Annotated in this window: 17 protein-coding genes; 9 read left to right on the top strand and 8 right to left on the bottom strand. The window is 62.8% G+C overall.

The window, feature by feature from the left end:
- The first annotated feature begins 194 nt into the window (after positions 1–194).
- On the top strand, positions 195–1193 hold the full coding sequence (locus QQ992_RS20350; RefSeq protein WP_274080923.1) for a sensor domain-containing diguanylate cyclase: 999 nt from the start codon (positions 195–197) through the stop codon (positions 1191–1193).
- 81 nt (positions 1194–1274) lie between these two features.
- On the opposite strand, the gene lpdA is transcribed toward QQ992_RS20350, so the two are convergent.
- The 4 genes from lpdA to QQ992_RS20330 are packed head-to-tail and all read right to left on the bottom strand — an operon-like array spanning position 1275 to position 6221.
- Positions 1275–2654: a dihydrolipoyl dehydrogenase gene (lpdA, locus tag QQ992_RS20345; protein ID WP_286110840.1), complete on the bottom strand. Its 1380-nt coding sequence runs from the start codon at positions 2652–2654 to the stop codon at positions 1275–1277.
- Between the two features lie 2 nt (positions 2655–2656).
- The gene (locus tag QQ992_RS20340; protein WP_286110839.1) at positions 2657–3928 is read right to left on the bottom strand and encodes a dihydrolipoamide acetyltransferase family protein; all 1272 of its coding nucleotides are present in this window, start codon (positions 3926–3928) and stop codon (positions 2657–2659) included.
- Positions 3929–4987 carry an alpha-ketoacid dehydrogenase subunit beta gene (locus tag QQ992_RS20335; protein ID WP_012273542.1) on the bottom strand — a complete coding sequence of 353 codons (1059 nt, stop codon included), beginning with the start codon at positions 4985–4987 and terminating at the stop codon, positions 3929–3931.
- 1 nt (position 4988) lies between these two features.
- The gene (locus tag QQ992_RS20330; RefSeq protein ID WP_019099583.1) at positions 4989–6221 is read right to left on the bottom strand and encodes a 3-methyl-2-oxobutanoate dehydrogenase (2-methylpropanoyl-transferring) subunit alpha; all 1233 of its coding nucleotides are present in this window, start codon (positions 6219–6221) and stop codon (positions 4989–4991) included.
- A 198-nt stretch (positions 6222–6419) separates the two neighbouring features.
- On the opposite strand from QQ992_RS20330, the gene bkdR reads away from it, so the two are divergent.
- The 3 genes from bkdR (at position 6420) to QQ992_RS20315 (ending at position 9787) form a co-directional block, all read left to right on the top strand.
- Positions 6420–6905 carry a Bkd operon transcriptional regulator BkdR gene (gene bkdR / locus QQ992_RS20325; protein ID WP_012273540.1) on the top strand — a complete coding sequence of 162 codons (486 nt, stop codon included), beginning with the start codon at positions 6420–6422 and terminating at the stop codon, positions 6903–6905.
- Between the two features lie 171 nt (positions 6906–7076).
- A complete protein-coding gene (locus QQ992_RS20320) occupies positions 7077–8318 on the top strand; it encodes a glutamine synthetase family protein (RefSeq protein WP_198750533.1) in 1242 nt (413 codons plus the stop codon).
- A 128-nt stretch (positions 8319–8446) separates the two neighbouring features.
- Positions 8447–9787, top strand: coding sequence for an MFS transporter (locus QQ992_RS20315; protein WP_286110838.1), 1341 nt, complete (start codon positions 8447–8449; stop codon positions 9785–9787).
- A gap of 167 nt (positions 9788–9954) precedes the next feature.
- Here the strand turns inward: QQ992_RS20315 and QQ992_RS20310 are convergent, their stop codons facing one another.
- The 4 genes from QQ992_RS20310 to flgA all read right to left on the bottom strand — a co-directional run bounded on the left by QQ992_RS20310 (position 9955) and on the right by flgA (position 12527).
- On the bottom strand, positions 9955–10698 hold the full coding sequence (locus QQ992_RS20310) for a flagellar brake protein (protein ID WP_286110837.1): 744 nt from the start codon (positions 10696–10698) through the stop codon (positions 9955–9957).
- A 79-nt stretch (positions 10699–10777) separates the two neighbouring features.
- Positions 10778–11245 carry a flagella synthesis protein FlgN gene (locus tag QQ992_RS20305; protein ID WP_286110836.1) on the bottom strand — a complete coding sequence of 156 codons (468 nt, stop codon included), beginning with the start codon at positions 11243–11245 and terminating at the stop codon, positions 10778–10780.
- A gap of 49 nt (positions 11246–11294) precedes the next feature.
- Positions 11295–11609, bottom strand: coding sequence for a flagellar biosynthesis anti-sigma factor FlgM (flgM, locus tag QQ992_RS20300; RefSeq protein WP_016711823.1), 315 nt, complete (start codon positions 11607–11609; stop codon positions 11295–11297).
- Positions 11610–11774: 165 nt separating this feature from the next.
- Positions 11775–12527, bottom strand: coding sequence for a flagellar basal body P-ring formation chaperone FlgA (gene flgA / locus QQ992_RS20295; RefSeq protein WP_016711822.1), 753 nt, complete (start codon positions 12525–12527; stop codon positions 11775–11777).
- A 77-nt stretch (positions 12528–12604) separates the two neighbouring features.
- Here flgA and QQ992_RS20290 point away from each other — a divergent pair, with 77 nt between their 5' ends.
- From QQ992_RS20290 to flgD, 5 genes are all read left to right on the top strand, one after another.
- On the top strand, positions 12605–13534 hold the full coding sequence (locus QQ992_RS20290; RefSeq protein WP_010955104.1) for a chemotaxis protein CheV: 930 nt from the start codon (positions 12605–12607) through the stop codon (positions 13532–13534).
- A gap of 50 nt (positions 13535–13584) precedes the next feature.
- Positions 13585–14412, top strand: a complete 828-nt coding sequence (gene cheR / locus QQ992_RS20285) for a protein-glutamate O-methyltransferase CheR (RefSeq protein WP_110743631.1) — start codon at positions 13585–13587, stop codon at positions 14410–14412.
- A 285-nt stretch (positions 14413–14697) separates the two neighbouring features.
- Positions 14698–15108 (top strand): flagellar basal body rod protein FlgB, encoded by a 411-nt coding sequence (flgB, locus tag QQ992_RS20280; RefSeq protein WP_016711821.1) that lies wholly within the window; start codon positions 14698–14700, stop codon positions 15106–15108.
- A gap of 2 nt (positions 15109–15110) precedes the next feature.
- Complete coding sequence (flgC, locus tag QQ992_RS20275) at positions 15111–15554, top strand: flagellar basal body rod protein FlgC (protein WP_027609421.1); 444 nt, start codon at positions 15111–15113, stop codon at positions 15552–15554.
- Positions 15555–15569: 15 nt separating this feature from the next.
- Positions 15570–16274 carry a flagellar hook assembly protein FlgD gene (gene flgD / locus QQ992_RS20270; RefSeq protein ID WP_286110835.1) on the top strand — a complete coding sequence of 235 codons (705 nt, stop codon included), beginning with the start codon at positions 15570–15572 and terminating at the stop codon, positions 16272–16274.
- Positions 16275–16286 lie beyond the last annotated feature (12 nt).

Genomic DNA, 16286 nt, shown 5'->3' with positions numbered 1-16286 from the left:
AGTGGCAGGCGAGGAGGGGCAAATGCCATGCCAGTCGGGGCGGCGCGTAAATAGAGCGCTGGGGCTATTCCGGTCGTGGCACGGCGGGCATATGCTTGCCCGTCAGAGGCATGATCTTGCCGCCTGCGGCAAATTACACATTGTCGGCAGCCCCTTGACCGGAGCGCAGTTGCTGGGCATCAGGGAGAGCGTCCATGAATCAGGAAACCAGGCCGGCCCCCGCCGGCTTCAGTGAACAGCAGTTGCACACATTGTTCGAGTTGATCAGCGATGGTATCTGGGACTGGAATGCCAACACCGGCTACGTCTATCGCAACCCGGGCTGGTACGCGATGCTCGGCTACGCCAGCCACTCCATGGCCAACTCGGTACTGACCTGGGAAAGCGTGATTCACCCGGAAGACTACCCACGGGTAATGGCGCATTTCGAGGCGTATATCAGCCAGCGCAACGAGCGCTACCTCATCGAATACCGCTGCCGTTGCCACGATGGCAGCTACCTGTGGATCGAAGACAGCGGCTACATCATCGACCGTAACGAAGACGGTTCGGTGGCGCGCATGCTCGGAGCGCACCGCAACATCGACGCCGGCAAACGCCTGGTAGCGCAGCTGGAGCAGAAAAACCAGTCGCTGGAAGGGCAAGTGGCCGAGCGCACCCGTGAGTTGTCCTGGGTGAACCAGCAGCTGCAGCGGCAACTGGACGAGAACCGTGAGTTGGCCGAGCGTGATGCGTTGACCCGTATTGCCAACCGCTATCGGTTGGAAAAGGCCCTGCAGCTGGAGTGCGAGCGGGCGCAGCGTTTCCGCCAGCCGTTGTCGCTGATCGCCATGGACCTGGATGATTTCAAGCCGATCAACGACCGCTACGGGCATGCCCGGGGCGATGCTGCGCTGGTGCGGGTGGTCGACAGCCTGCGGACCTGCCTGCGCGAACTGGACCTGTTGGCGCGCTGGGGCGGGGACGAGTTTGTCATCGTGTTGCCGCAGAGCACGCTGGGCGAGGCGCTGGATGTCGCCGGGCGCTTGCGCCAGGTGATGGCGCAACTGGAGCCTGTGGGTGAATGCCGGCTGACGATGAGTTATGGCGTGGTGCAGTGGCAGGAAGGGGAGGACCAGCATGCACTGCTGGCACGGGCTGACAAGGCGCTGTACCGGGCAAAGGGGGCTGGCAAGAACGCCATTGCCGAGTAACCGGTGCTGGCCGCATGAATGAAAAAAGACCCGCAGCGCCTCTCGGCGCGGCGGGCCAAATCGGCCTCGGCCGCTTCAGTGTCAGATATGCAGGGCGTGGCCCAGGGCACGCAGTGCCGCTTCCTGTACCGCCTCACCCAGTGTCGGGTGGGCATGGATGGTACCGGCCACATCCTCCAGGCGGGCACCCATCTCCAGCGACTGGGCAAACGCCGTGGACAGTTCGGAAACCGCCACGCCAACCGCTTGCCAACCCAGGATCAGGTGGTTGTCACGCCGCGCGACCACGCGCACGAAACCGCTTTTCGACTCCAGGCTCATGGCTCGGCCGTTGGCAGCGAACGGGAACTGCGCGACGATGCAGTCCAGGCCTTGCTGGCTGGCCTGTTCCGGCGTCTTGCCGACCACGACCACTTCCGGGTCGGTGAAGCACACGGCGGCTATCGCAGCGGGTTCGAAGCGGCGTGCCTTGCCGGCGATGATCTCGGCCACCATCTCGCCCTGGGCCATGGCCCGGTGCGCCAGCATCGGTTCGCCGGCCACGTCGCCGATGGCCCAGACGTTGTGCATGCTGGTCTGGCAGCGCTCGTCGATGGCAATGGCGGCACCATTCATCTTCAGGTCCAGGCATTCCAGGTTGAAGCCCTTGGTGCGTGGTCGGCGGCCCACGGCCACCAGCACCTGGTCGGCTTCCAGGCGCAGTTGCCCACCTTTGCCATCGTTGGCCAGCAGGCAGCCATTTTCGTAACCTTCGACGCTGTGGCCAAGGTGCAGGGCGATGCCCAGCTTTTTCAGCGACTCGGCCACCGGGGTGGTCAGCTCGCTGTCGTAAGTCGGCAGGATGCGCTCGCGCGCTTCCACCACGCTGACCTGCGCGCCCAGTTTGCGGTAGGCGATGCCCAGCTCCAGGCCGATGTAGCCACCGCCCACCACCACCAGGTGTTGCGGCAGGGCTTTCGGTGCCAGGGCCTCGGTCGAGGAGATCACCGGCCCACCCAACGGCAGCATCGGCAGATCGACACTGCTGGAGCCCGTGGCCAGCAACAGGTGCTCGCACTGGATGCGCTGGCCATCCACCTCGACCTGCTTGCCATCAAGCACCTTGGCCCAGCCGTGCACCACCTTCACCCCGTGCTTTTTCAGCAGGGCGGCGACACCGGTGGTCAGGCGGTCGACGATGCCGTCTTTCCAGGCCACGCTCTGGCCGATGTCCAGGCGCGGCGAAGCCACGCTGATGCCCAGCGGCGAGGGCTCGGTAAAGCGCGAGGTCTGGTGGAACTGCTCGGCCACATGGATCAGCGCCTTGGATGGAATGCAGCCGATGTTCAGGCAGGTACCGCCCAGCGCCTGGCCTTCCACCAGCACGGTAGGGATGCCCAGTTGCCCGGCGCGGATGGCAGCCACATAGCCGCCAGGGCCGCCGCCGATGATCAACAGGGTTGTCTGGATAGTCTGTTGCATGCTCACTCCACGAACAGGCAGGCGGGTTGTTCGAGCAGGCCACGCACGGCCTGGATGAACAGGGCGGCGTCCATGCCATCGACCACGCGGTGGTCGAACGAGCTGGACAGGTTCATCATCTTGCGCACGACGATCTGGCCGTCGATCACCACAGGCCGCTCAACCATGCGGTTGACACCGACGATCGCCACTTCCGGGGTGTTGACCACCGGCGTGCTGACGATGCCACCCAGGGCGCCGAGGCTGGTCAGGGTAATGGTCGAACCGGACAGCTCTTCGCGGCTGGCCTTGTTGTTGCGCGCAGCGTTGGCCAGGCGTGAAATCTCACCGGCATTGGCCCACAGGCTGCCCGCTTCGGCGTGGCGCAGCACGGGTACCATCAGGCCGTTGTCACCCTGGGTGGCGATGCCCACATGCACCGCGCCATGGCGGGTGATGATCTGCGCTTCGTCATCGTAGGTGGCGTTGATCTGCGGGAAGTCACGCAGCGCCACGACCAGGGCGCGCACCAGAAACGGCAGCAACGTCAGCTTGCCACGACTGTCGCCGTGCTTGCTGTTGAGCTGCTGGCGCAGGGCTTCCAGGGCGGTGACGTCGATTTCTTCCACATAGCTGAAGTGCGCCACCCGGCGCTTGGCGTCCTGCATGCGCTGGGCGATCTTGCGGCGCAGGCCGATGACCTGCACCTGCTCGCTGTCGGTGCGCCTGGCATAGCCATTGGGGGTTTGCCCGGCAGCGCTTTGCGGTTTGCTCATGAACGCGTCGAGGTCTTCGTGCAGGATGCGCCCGGCCGGGCCGCTGCCGTGCACGTAACGCAGTTCGATGCCGGCATCCAGGGCGCGTTTGCGCACCGCCGGCGAGGCCAGCGGCTTGTCGCCCGGCTGGCGCGGCACGATGGGCGCTGCCTCGTGGTTGGCTGGCGCCTGGTACGCCGCCGGTTTAACGTCTTTCTGTGGTTCAGGTTTAGCGGCTACCGGGGCCGCAGGCGCTTCGGCCGGCTTGGCCTGCGGCGCATCCACATGGTTGCCGCTGCCTTCCACTTCGATGCGGATCAGCTCGCTGCCGACCGCCATCACTTCACCGGGTTGGCCACCCAGGGCCAGCACCTTGCCGCTGACCGGCGACGGGATTTCCACGGTGGCCTTGTCGGTCATGACGTCGGCTACCACCTGGTCCTCGGCAATGATATCGCCGACCTTGACGAACCATTCCACCAACTCGACCTGCGCGATGCCTTCGCCAATGTCCGGCATCTTGATGACGTGCGTGCCCATTCAGACCTCCATGACCTTTTTCAATGCCGCACCTACCCGCGAAGGCCCTGGGAAGTAAGCCCATTCCTGCGCGTGAGGGTAGGGGGTGTCCCAACCGGTGACGCGCTCGATCGGCGCCTCCAGGTGGTGGAAGCAGTGCTCCTGCACCAGCGACACCAGTTCTGCGCCAAAGCCACAGGTACGGGTGGCCTCGTGTACCACCACGCAACGGCCGGTCTTTTTCACCGACTCGACGATGGTGTCCAGGTCTAGCGGCCACAGGCTGCGCAGGTCGATCACTTCGGCATCCACGCCACTTTCTTCGGCGGCCACCTGGGCCACGTACACGGTGGTGCCATAGGTGAGCACGGTCACGTCATTGCCGGGGCGGGTGATGGCGGCCTTGTCCAGTGGCACGGTGTAGTAGCCATCGGGCACGGCGCTGTGCGGGTGTTTCGACCACGGCGTAACCGGGCGGTCGTGGTGGCCGTCGAACGGGCCGTTGTACAGGCGTTTGGGCTCCAGGAAGATCACCGGGTCGTCGCATTCGATCGAGGCAATCAGCAGGCCTTTGGCGTCGTACGGGTTGGATGGCATCACGGTGCGCAGGCCGCACACCTGAGTGAACATCGCTTCCGGGCTCTGGCTGTGGGTCTGGCCGCCATAGATACCGCCACCGCAGGGCATGCGCAGGGTCAGCGGGGCGATGAACTCGCCGGCCGAACGGTAGCGCAGGCGGGCCATTTCAGAAACGATCTGGTCGGAGGCCGGGTAGAAGTAGTCGGCGAACTGGATTTCCACCACCGGGCGCAGGCCGTAGGCACCCATGCCCACGGCGGTGCCGACGATGCCGCTTTCCGAGATGGGCGCGTCGAACACGCGGGATTTACCGTACTTGGTCTGCAGGCCTTCGGTGCAGCGGAACACGCCGCCGAAGTAGCCGACGTCCTGGCCGTACACCACCACATTGTCGTCGCGCTCAAGCATGACATCCATGGCCGAGCGCAGGGCCTGGATCATGGTCATGGTAGTGGTGGCCATGGCGGTTTCCGGGTTGATGCTGTTGTTGTGGTCGTTCATCTCAAACCCCCAGTTCCTGGCGTTGGCGGCGCAGGTGGTCGGGCATCTCCTTGTACACGTCCTCGAACATCGAGGCGGCGCTCGGGATGTGACCGTTGGCCAGGGTGCCGTACTGCTCGGCTTCTTTTTGCGCAGCAATCACGGCCGCTTCGAACTCGGCCGTGGTGGCTTGGTGTTCTTCTTCGGACCAGTGGCCGATCTTGATCAGGTGCTGCTTCAGGCGGGCGATCGGGTCGCCCAGCGGGAAGTGGCTCCAGTCATCGGCAGGGCGGTACTTGGACGGGTCGTCCGAGGTCGAGTGCGGGCCGGCACGGTAGGTGACCCACTCGATCAGGCTCGGGCCCAAACCACGGCGGGCACGCTCGGCAGCCCAGCGCGAAGCGGCGTAAACGGCGACGAAGTCGTTGCCGTCCACCCGCAGCGAAGCGATGCCGCAGCCCACGCCACGGCCGGCGAAGGTGGTCGACTCGCCACCGGCGATGGCCTGGAAGGTAGAGATGGCCCACTGGTTGTTGACCACGTTGAGGATCACCGGGGCGCGGTAAACGTGGGCAAAGGTGAGGGCAGTGTGGAAGTCCGACTCGGCGGTGGCGCCGTCACCGATCCAGGCCGAGGCAATCTTGGTATCGCCCTTGATGGCCGAGGCCATGGCCCAGCCGACCGCCTGCACGAACTGGGTCGCCAGGTTGCCGCTGATGGTGAAGAAGCCGGCCTCGCGCACCGAGTACATGATCGGCAGCTGGCGGCCCTTGAGGGGGTCGCGTTCGTTGGACAGCAACTGGCAGATCATCTCCACCAGCGACACGTCGCGGGCCATCAGGATGCTTTGCTGACGGTAGGTGGGGAAGCACATGTCGGTGCGGTTAAGCGCCAGCGCCTGGCCGCTGCCGATGGCTTCTTCGCCCAGGCTCTGCATGTAGAAGGACATCTTCTTCTGGCGCTGGGCAACCACCATGCGGCTGTCGAAGATCCGCGTCTTGAGCATGGCGCGCATGCCTTGGCGCAGGATCTGCGGGTCGATGTCTTCGGCCCACGGGCCTTGGGCGTCGCCTTGCTCGTCGAGCACGCGGACCAGGCTGTAGGACAGGTCGGCGGTGTCGGCAGCATCGACATCGACAGGGGGTTTACGGGCTTGACCTGCATCGTTCAGGCGCAGGTAGGAAAAATCGGTCTGGCAGCCTGGCCGGCCGGTGGGCTCGGGCACATGCAAACGCAGGGGGGCGTACTCGTTCATGCTTTTTACGCTCGCTCGGGTATTTGTTTTTGTGAGCTCTGAAGCGGCCGCCGCTGAGTACCGGCTTGTGACTGGTAAGTCAGCGTCCCCTACATCTTAGTGGTCCGGCAGGAGAATTTTTCTCTCAAGTTGATTGCCTTTGCCGAGCGGGGCAGATAAACATTCCGCATAAACACAAAAAACCGGTGATTTTGTCTCATGCGCAAACTCGATCGTACCGATATCGGCATTCTCAACAGCCTGCAGGAAAACGCCCGCATCACCAATGCCGAGCTGGCCCGCTCGGTCAACCTGTCGCCTACGCCCTGTTTCAACCGGGTGCGGGCCATGGAAGAGCTGGGGGTGATCCGCCAGCAGGTGACCTTGTTGTCGCCCGAAGCGTTGGGGCTGGATGTGAATGTGTTCATCCATGTCAGTCTGGAAAAACAGGTAGAGCAGTCGTTGCACCGCTTCGAGGAAGAAATTGCCGAACGGCCCGAGGTGATGGAGTGCTACCTGATGACGGGCGACCCGGACTACCTGTTGCGGGTGCTGCTGCCGAGCATCCAGGCGCTGGAGCGGTTTCTCGATTACCTCACGCGGTTGCCGGGGGTGGCGAATATCCGCTCGAGTTTTGCCTTGAAGCAGGTGCGGTACAAAACCGCTTTGCCCCTGCCGGCCAATGGCATGACCTTGCGGGAGTAGCGGGCAGCACAGGTGCTAAAGAGGGTGCTTGATATTTTAAACACCCCCAGCCTATGTTGTTGTCAGCGCACAACAACAAGGACAAGCGTCATGAGCACCGCTCAGCTTCAGGGCATTGATGAAATCGAATGCGTCACCCCCGACCTCAATGGCGTGCCGCGCGGCAAGGTAATGACCGCCGAGGGCTTCCTCGAAGGCCGCCGCCTGCAGATGGCACGCGGGGTGTTGCTGCAATGCATCATGGGCGGTTACCCGCCGGCGAAGTTCTACGGCAGCGACGACGGCGACCTGGCACTGGTCGCCGAACCCAGCCAGGTCCATCGCCTGCCCTGGAGCAACGACGCCCGCGCCCTGGCCATTTGCGACGCCAATGAACTGGATGGTCGCCCCTCGGCACTGTCCACCCGTGGCCAGCTCAAGGCCGTGATCGCCCGCTATGCGGCGCTGGGCCTGGCGCCAGTGGTGGCGACCGAGCTCGAATTCTTCGTCTTTGCCCCCAACAGCGACCCCCAGCAACCGTTCCAGCCACCCGTAGGCATCGATGGCCGCCGTGAGCTTGGCCACTCGGCATTCAGTATCAGTTCCAACAACGGCCTGCGCCCGTTCTTCAAGGAGGTGTACCAGTGCATGGCCGCGCTCGGCCTGCCGCGCGACACCTTCATGCATGAAATGGGTGTCAGCCAGTTCGAGATCAACCTGCTGCACGGCGACCCACTGCTGCTGGCCGACCAGACCTTCCTGTTCAAACACCTGCTCAAGGAAGTGGCACTCAAGCACGGGCTGACCGTGGTGTGCATGGCCAAACCGCTGGCGCGCACGCCTGGCAGCTCCATGCATATTCACCAGAGCCTGGTCGATACCAGCAGCGGGCGTAACGTGTTCAGCGATGAGCAGGGCCAGCCTACCGATACCTTCCACCATTTCATCGGCGGCCTGCAGGCCTGCATGGCCGACTTCACTGCGCTGTTTGCGCCCAACGTCAATTCGTACCAGCGGCTGTGCCACCCCTATGCTTCGCCGAACAACGCCTGCTGGTCCGAGGACAACCGTGCAGCAGGCCTGCGCATCCCGGCCAGTGCACCGGTCGCGCGTCGGGTGGAAAACCGCTTGCCCGGCGCCGACGCCAACCCCTACCTGGCCATCGCCGCCAGCCTGGCTGCGGGGTTGCACGGCATCGAGCAGCGCCTGCAACCTTCGCCGGCCATCCAGGGCGAGTTCGAAGTGCCGGAGCACTTGAGCTTGCCATGCACCCTCCATGCGGCGCTGGAGCGGCTCAAGCGCAGCGCGCTGGCGCGGGAACTGTTCGGCAGTGAGTTCATCGAAGGCTACATCGCCAGCAAGACCCTGGAGCTGACCGATTTCTTCGACGAAATCACCCCGTGGGAGCGCCGGGTCCTGGCGGCACAGGCCTGATCGCGACACGACCTGCACCGGACACGCCCCGGCTGCACCATTTTGCAGTCGGGGGCCTGCACTGACCGGCGTTTGCCCTTATGCTGCTAGCACCTACCGCCACCTGACCAGGGAGCATTGCGGGACGTATGCGAAATGTATGGAAGCCGTTTCAGTCGTTGTATTTCGCCGCGCTGATGATGTTGATCGGCTCGGGCCTGCTCAGTACCTACCTGGCCTTGCGCCTGGCGGCCGACCACGTCGACAGCCTGTGGGTGGGTGCGTTGATGGCGGCCAACTATTTTGGCCTGGCGGTGGGCGGCAAGGTCGGCCACCGGCTGATCGGCCGGGTAGGGCACATACGCGCCTATGCCACCTGCGCCGGCATCGTCGGTGCGGCAGTGCTTGGCCATGGGCTGACCAGCTGGCTGCCGGCCTGGGTCGGGCTGCGCATGATCGTGGGCCTGGGCATGATGTGCCAATACATGGTCATCGAGAGCTGGCTCAACGAGCAGGCTGACGTGAAGCACCGTGGCGCGGTGTTCAGCGGCTACATGATTGCCTCGTACCTGGGGCTGGTGCTTGGCCAGCTGATCCTGGTGGTGCACCCCGCGCTTGGCCCGGAGCTGCTGATGCTGGTGGCCATGTGCTTTGCCCTGTGCCTGGTGCCGGTGGCGATGACCCGGCGCATTCACCCGGCGCCCTTGCGCCCGGCGCCGATGGAGCCGAAGTTCTTCATCAAGCGTGTGCCGCAATCGCTCAGTACGGTATTGGGCTCGGGATTGATCGTCGGCTCGTTCTACGGCCTGGCGCCCTTGTATGCCTCCAGCCAGGGAATGACGACCGAGCAGATCGGTCTGTTCATGGGTAGCTGTATTTTTGCTGGCCTGCTGGTGCAGTGGCCACTGGGCTGGTTGTCTGACCGTTACGACCGGGCGGTGCTGATCCGCAGCGTGGCAATTGGCCTGGCGTTGGCCGCTGCGCCCTTGGCGATACTGCCCAGTGTGCCGCTTGAGTTGCTGTTCGGTATCGGCTTTTTGATTTCGTTGCTGCAGTTCTGCCTGTACCCGCTGGCGGTGGCGTTTTCCAACGACCACGTGGAAAGCGAGCGGCGGGTGTCGCTGACGGCCATGCTGCTGGTGACCTACGGTGTGGGTGCGTGTATCGGGCCACTGGCGGCGGGCGTGCTGATGAAGGTGCTGGGCGCACAGATGCTGTACGCGTTCTTTGTGTTCTTCGCCCTGGTGCTGGTGTGGCGCATTCGGCCGAAAGCGGTTACCGGGTTGCATCAGGTGCAGGACGCGCCGCTGGGGCACGTGGCGATGCCGGCGGCCGGCTCGCCATTGTCGGCAGCGCTGGACCCACGGGTGGATGAGCAGACCGTGCAGGACATGATGCAGGCGCCGGTGGCGGCTGAGGATACCGAGGATGAAGGGAAGGGGGCTGAACAGGCGCCAGAGCCGGAAGGGGAGGTCAGCAAGTCTGTGTAAGCCTGCACCGGCCTCTCGCGGGCAAGCCCGCTCCTACAGGTACGGCGCTGCCCTCAGGCTTAGCGCGGTCTCTGTAGGAGCGGGCTTGCCCGCGAGAGGCCGGTACAGGAAAAGCACAAACAAAAACGCCACCTCTACGGGTGGCGTTTTTGTTTAACAAGTGACGATCAATAGTCGTCCTTGTCGAACCGCCGCGCCTCACGCTGCAGCTGGTACACAAAGCTCTCGATCTTGCGCTGTGCCTGCCCGCTCAGGTTATGGAAGCGTACGCCGGCAAAGGTGGTGTTGATGCGCTCTTCATAGTGCAGGTGGCGCAGTTCGACCATGGTGTCCACCAGGCCCAGCGGGTTGCCCGCCTTGAAGCGCTCGTACACCTGGCCCAGTTGCAGGCGGTCTTCGACATTGCCGTCGAAGCGCAGTTTGCAGCCGGTAGCCGAGATATCCAGCAGTTTGCCACGCAGGGCGCCGTTGCCCTTCAGGTGGGCACCGTCGAGGATGATATCGACCAGCTGCGACAGCTTCAGCGCGGCGCGGAAGGCATTGCGGCGCTGGTGGTAGGTCATCTCTTCTGGCATGGGGCCGCTGTAGCAGCGGTGGCCGTCGACTTCGGTAATCTTCAGCTCGTGGTTGCATTCCCAGGCGATGCGCACGCCATCGTGGAAACCTTCGATGCGGAAGTGCTCGCCGTTCTCGATGAACTTCTCGCCGTCGCGGGGGATCATTTCGTCCAGGGCCAGGGTGTTGCTTTCACGGTCCACGTGCACCACATAGCTCTGGAAGCGCTGGCTACGGTCGTGGAAGGTGATGATGAGGGGGTCGTGGCTTTCCTGCAGCTGCCGCAAGTTGGCCGCAATCTCCAAGGGGGTGCTCAGCACCTTTGGCGGTTGCGGGGCATCGGATTCATTGAACACGGCTTATCGTTCTCCAGGCAAAAGCGACACACGCAAGTAACGGCATTTTGCCAGTATGTTCTGTGCCTTGATAGAAAAATCACACTTGGCTGAGGGCCCGCGGCTTGGCCAGCGGCGAGGTGCTGCCGCGGCTGTCGTACAGCGACGGCGAATCGCCGCCCATCAGGATCCGGATCTGGTTGCTGGTGACGTGTTGCTGCACCTGGATGATCCGGCCATTGGTCTCGTTAAGCTGTTGGCAGGCTTGCATCAACTGGCTGATCACGTCGAGTTGTTGCAGGATCAATTCACCGTTGGGTGATTGCGCGGCTACCGCCTGCACGCCGGCGCGGTCTGCGCTCAGGCCAAGGCTGGTAAGCAGGTTGTTGCGCCGCAGGCCTTGCTGCTCGAGCAGCACGATCAAAGACTGTTTGCGGGCCAGGATGCTTTCCAGCGGTGCCATATCGCGGCCATGCAGGGCTACAGACTCCTTTTGCAGGAGGTCGAGCAGTTCCTGCATCGGGGCAATGTCGTCTTCGATCAGTTGCAGCAAGGTGATGTCGTGCATGGCTAACTCTTGGCTTTTCTAGCGTCCGTGAAGTCAGCGCGCCGTACGGTCAGCGCTGGGCTTCGAAATCGAGCAGTTTGCTGGCGACCCGGCCGGCATCGACCTGGTAGCTGCCGTCGGCGATCGCCTGTTTCAACTGGGCCACGCGGGCGCTGTTGACCACGGGCTCGTCGCGCAGCTTGTCGCTGATCTTCTGCAACTGCTGGGCCTCTTGGCTGAGGTGCACCGCTTCTCCGCTGGCGCTGGTGGCGCTGGCTGCTTCCTGGCTGGCTGCCGGCTTTTCGGCGCTGCCAGACGCGGAGTTGCCGCGCACACCGCCCGTGACGGACGGCGAGTTATTCAAACGACTGAAGTCGATGACCATGATCAGAAACCTCTGGGTATTTGGACGCTTGCCTTGTTTTCGGCCAACCCGATAGAAACTTTAGGCACAAATGCATAGCCGCCTGTCGGCAGGCTCGCGTAACCCGTTTTCTGACACAGTTTAGGAAATGCGGTTCCTCACCGCCAGCGCAATCGGGTAGCTGGCTTACATACTGACCTCGACCTGGCCGGGGCCGGTCACCCTGGCCTTGACCACCCGCTTGGAATTGAGGTTGCGTACCCGGATCTGCTCGCTCAGCCCGCCCTTGCTCAGGGCCTCGCCCGGCATGCGCACGCTCAGGCTGCCGCTGCGGGCAATGATCACCACCTGGTCACCCTTGCGGACCACCTCGGCCTGTTCCAGGTGTTGCGGGGTGAGCACCTGGTCGATCACCGTAGGGCGCAGCATCTTCATGCCCACTGCCTGGTCCAGCTCGGTCAGAAAGCCCTGGCCAAGGGTGCCGACATCGCGCTCGCGCAGCGCCACGTCGCCTTCGCCAACCGTGTTGTCGCGCTTGAGCGGGCGGGTTACCACGACCACGTCGCGGAACAGCCGCACGGTGGCCGGCACAAATACTGTCCATGGGGCTGCGCTGTCGCAGCGAACCCGCACCGTCACCCGTCCCAGTGGCTGCGCGGGGCTTTCCAGCGAGGCGTCCAGTGGCTGGCTGCACAGCGGCATGCGCAGGCGCGGGTCCAGCGGGTTGACCTGGATTTCGTAACGGCCTGCGGTCTGGGTGGTGGCCAGGTAATCTTCTACGGTGAATTCAAGAAACCCTTGGGTGACACCGATAAGTTGTTCAGGCAAGGTGAACGCGTCCGCTAACGTACGAACGCCGGGCGCCAGCAGGCACAGCGTGGCCAGCAAGCCAGTCAGCAGGCGCGTCAATCGTCGGAAAAATGTCGTTTTCGTGTGCATGACGCTCAAAAAAGCAAAGCCCGTGCCGACTCGCTACCTGAGTTGCAACGAAAGGCTGAAAGATTAAGGAGTCTGGCATGGCGGGTGTTATGGATTCGGTCAACCAGCGCACGCAGCTGGTGGGGCAGAATCGCCTGGAATTGCTGCTGTTTCGCCTCAATGGCGAGCAGCTTTACGGCATCAACGTGTTCAAGGTCAGGGAAGTGCTGCAATGCCCTGCGCTGACCCTGCTGCCCAAGGCGCACCCGGTGGTGCGTGGCGTTGCCAACATTCGCGGGGCGACCATCCCGATTCTCGACCTGTCGATGGCCACCGGGTTGCGGCCGCTGCAGGAAGACACGCGCAACAGCTTCGTGATCATCACCGAGTACAACACCAAGACCCAGGGCTTCCTGGTGCACTCGGTGGAGCGCATCGTCAACATGAACTGGGAAGAGATCCATCCGCCACCCAAGGGCACTGGCCGTGACCACTACCTGACGGCGGTCACCCGAGTGGACAACCGGATGGTCGAGATCATCGATGTGGAGAAGGTGCTGGCCGAAGTGTCGCCATCGTCCGAGTCGGTATCGGCCGGGGTAATCGACGCCGAAGTGCAGGACAAGGCCGTGCTGATGCGGGTGCTGACCGTCGACGATTCGTCGGTGGCGCGCAAGCAGGTCAGCCGTTGCCTGCAGACCGTGGGGGTGGAAGTGGTGGCGCTCAATGATGGCCGTCAGGCCCTGAACTACCTGCGTCAGCTGGTGGACGAGGGCAAAAAGCCGGAAGAAGAGTTCCTGATGATGATCTCGGACATTGAAATGCCGGAAATGGACGGCTATACGCTAACGGCGGAGATCCGCAGCGACCCGCGCATGCAAAAATTGCACATCTGCCTGCATACTTCGCTCTCCGGGGTGTTCAACCAGGCAATGGTCAAGAAGGTCGGCGCCGATGACTTCCTGGCCAAGTTCAAGCCGGACGACCTGGCCCAGCGGGTGGTCGACCGGATCAAGGCAGCGCATTGAAGCAGCCGGGGCAGGCCCCCGGCACCAGTGATTGAAAAGAGGCGGCAGTAGTGTCTACGGGTAATTTGGATTTCGAACAGTTCCGGGTATTCCTGGAGAAAGCCTGTGGCATCCTGCTGGGCGAGAATAAGCAGTACCTGGTTTCCAGCCGTCTCAACAAGCTGATGGAACAACAGGGCATCAAGAGCCTGGGCGAGCTGGTACAGCGTATCCAGGCCCAGCCGCGCGGCGGTTTGCGCGAGCAGGTGGTGGATGCCATGACCACCAACGAGACCCTGTGGTTTCGCGATACCTACCCGTTCGAAGTGCTGAAGAACAAGGTGATCCCCGAGTTCATCCGCAACAACCCCGGCCAGCGCCTGCGCATGTGGTCGGCGGCCTGTTCGTCGGGGCAGGAGCCGTATTCCATCTCGATGGCCATCGACGAGTTCGAGCGCAGCAACCTGGGCCAGCTGAAGATGGGCGCTCAGATTGTGGCCACCGACCTGTCCGGCACCATGCTCACCAACTGCAAGACCGGTGAGTACGACAGCCTGGCGATTGCCCGCGGCTTGTCGCAGGAGCGCCTGCAGCGCTACTTCGACCCCAAGGGGCCAGGGCGCTGGGCGGTAAAGCCGGCCATTCGCAGCCGCGTCGAGTTCCGCTCGTTCAACCTGCTCGATAGCTATGCCAGCCTGGGCAAGTTCGACATCGTGTTCTGTCGCAACGTGCTGATCTACTTCTCGGCGCAGGTGAAGCGCGACATCCTGCTGCGTATTCACAGCACACTGAAGCCCGGTGGCTACCTGTTCCTTGGTGCCTCGGAGGCGTTGAACGGGTTGCCAGACCATTACCAGATGGTGCAGTGCAGCCCGGGGATCATCTACCAGGCCAAGTAAGCGCAAAGGCCGGCAGCGAAAGTTGCCGGCCTTTTTGTTTTTCTGCGCCGGCCTCTTCGCGGGTACAGGAAAAATGCTGACGTCAATTTTTTGATTTGCCGCTTTTGCCACCCGGCAATTGCCGCTTTCGCCGCCCAAGGCGGAAGGCCTTTGCCGCTTTTCTGGCATCACCCTGACACCACTCCACCTCGAAAGCCTGTGTTTCCGGGTTTTGCACGCGTTGGCACAGCCCTTGCTACACCTTGCTCAACGACATTCCGGTCAACCTCTGAAGGTTTCCCCGACATGAGCATCAGCTTCGACAAGGCGCTTGGCATTCACGAAAAGGCACTGGGCTTCCGCGCCCAGCGCGCTGAAGTGCTGGCCAACAATATCGCCAACGCCGACACGCCCAACTACAAGGCGCGTGACATGGACTTTTCTTCGGTGCTCGCCGCCGAAACCAGCAAGCAGCAAAGCGGCCGTTTCGCCATGGACCGTACCAACAGCCGGCACATCGAAGCCGAAGGCCTCGCCATCGCCGCTGACGATACCCTCAAGTACCGCACGCCGCTGCAGCCGTCGATCGACCAGAACACCGTGGACGCGCAGATCGAGCAATCGAACTACACCGAAAACGCCATTGGCTTCCAGGCCAGCTTCACCTTGCTCAACAGTAAATTCAAAGGGCTGGTTTCCGCCCTGCGGGGAGAATGACCATGTCCCTTTCCAGTGTTTTCAACATTGCCGGTAGCGGCATGAGCGCGCAGAACACGCGCCTGAACACCGTGGCGTCGAACATTGCCAACGCCGAGACCGTGTCTTCGAGCATCGACCAGACTTACCGCGCTCGCCACCCGGTGTTCGCCACCACGTTCCAGGACGCACAGGCCGGCAGCAGCCAGTCGCTGTTCGAAGACCAGGGTGAGGCAGGGCAGGGTGTGCAGGTAAAAGGCATCGTCGAAGACCAGAGCACCCTGGAGGCCCGCTACGAGCCAAACCATCCGGCGGCGAACAAGGACGGCTACGTCTACTACCCGAACGTCAACGTGGTCGAGGAGATGGCTGACATGATCTCCGCCAGTCGCGCGTTCCAGACCAACGCCGAGTTGATGAACACGGCCAAGACCATGATGCAGAAAGTGCTGACCCTGGGGCAGTGATAAGGAATTCAGACCATGGCAATCGATACTAACGGTGTGAACCTCAATGACGTGCTGTCGGCGTCGGGCGTGGGCACCAGCACCAAAAAGACCACGGACACTGCATCCAAGACCGGCACCGATTCGCTCGGCAAAGATGCCTTCCTGCAGTTGCTGGTCACCCAGATGCAGCACCAGAACCCGCTGGACCCGCAGGATAACGGCGAGTTCGTTGCCCAACTGGCGCAGTTCAGCAGCCTGGAAGGTATTACCTCGCTGAACGACTCGGTCAGCGCCATCACCAGTGCCATGGCTTCGTCCCAGGCGCTTCAGGCATCGTCGCTGGTAGGGCGGTCGGTGGTGGTTCAGAACGACAAGGCCGTGGTTGACACCGCTGAAAGCTTCAATGCCCAGTTCGTTGTGCCCCAGGCCATCAGTGAAGCGAAGATCACCATCAAGGACAAGGATGGCAACACGGTCAAGACCATCGAGTTGGGTGAGCAGAAAGCCGGTTACGCCGACTTCATCTGGGACGGTACCAACAACAGTGGCGAGAAAGTGGACCCGGGCACTTACACCTTCACCGCAAGCACCACAGTCGATGGCAAGGCGGTGCAAATGAGCACGCTGTTGCCGGCCAAGGTCACCAGCGTCAGCTTCAGTGCCGCCGGAGAAATGGTGCTCAACCTCGCCGGTGTAGGCAAGGTTTCCCTCTCCGACGTACAAACCATCGGTATCTAAGGCCCGCTAGAG

Origin of the sequence: Pseudomonas kurunegalensis (assembly GCF_030291635.1) — a bacterium.
Classification (GTDB): Bacteria; Pseudomonadota; Gammaproteobacteria; order Pseudomonadales; family Pseudomonadaceae; genus Aquipseudomonas; species Aquipseudomonas monteilii.
Note: the sequence above shows the minus strand (reverse complement) of the source record. Positions and strands in the feature narration are given on the sequence as shown.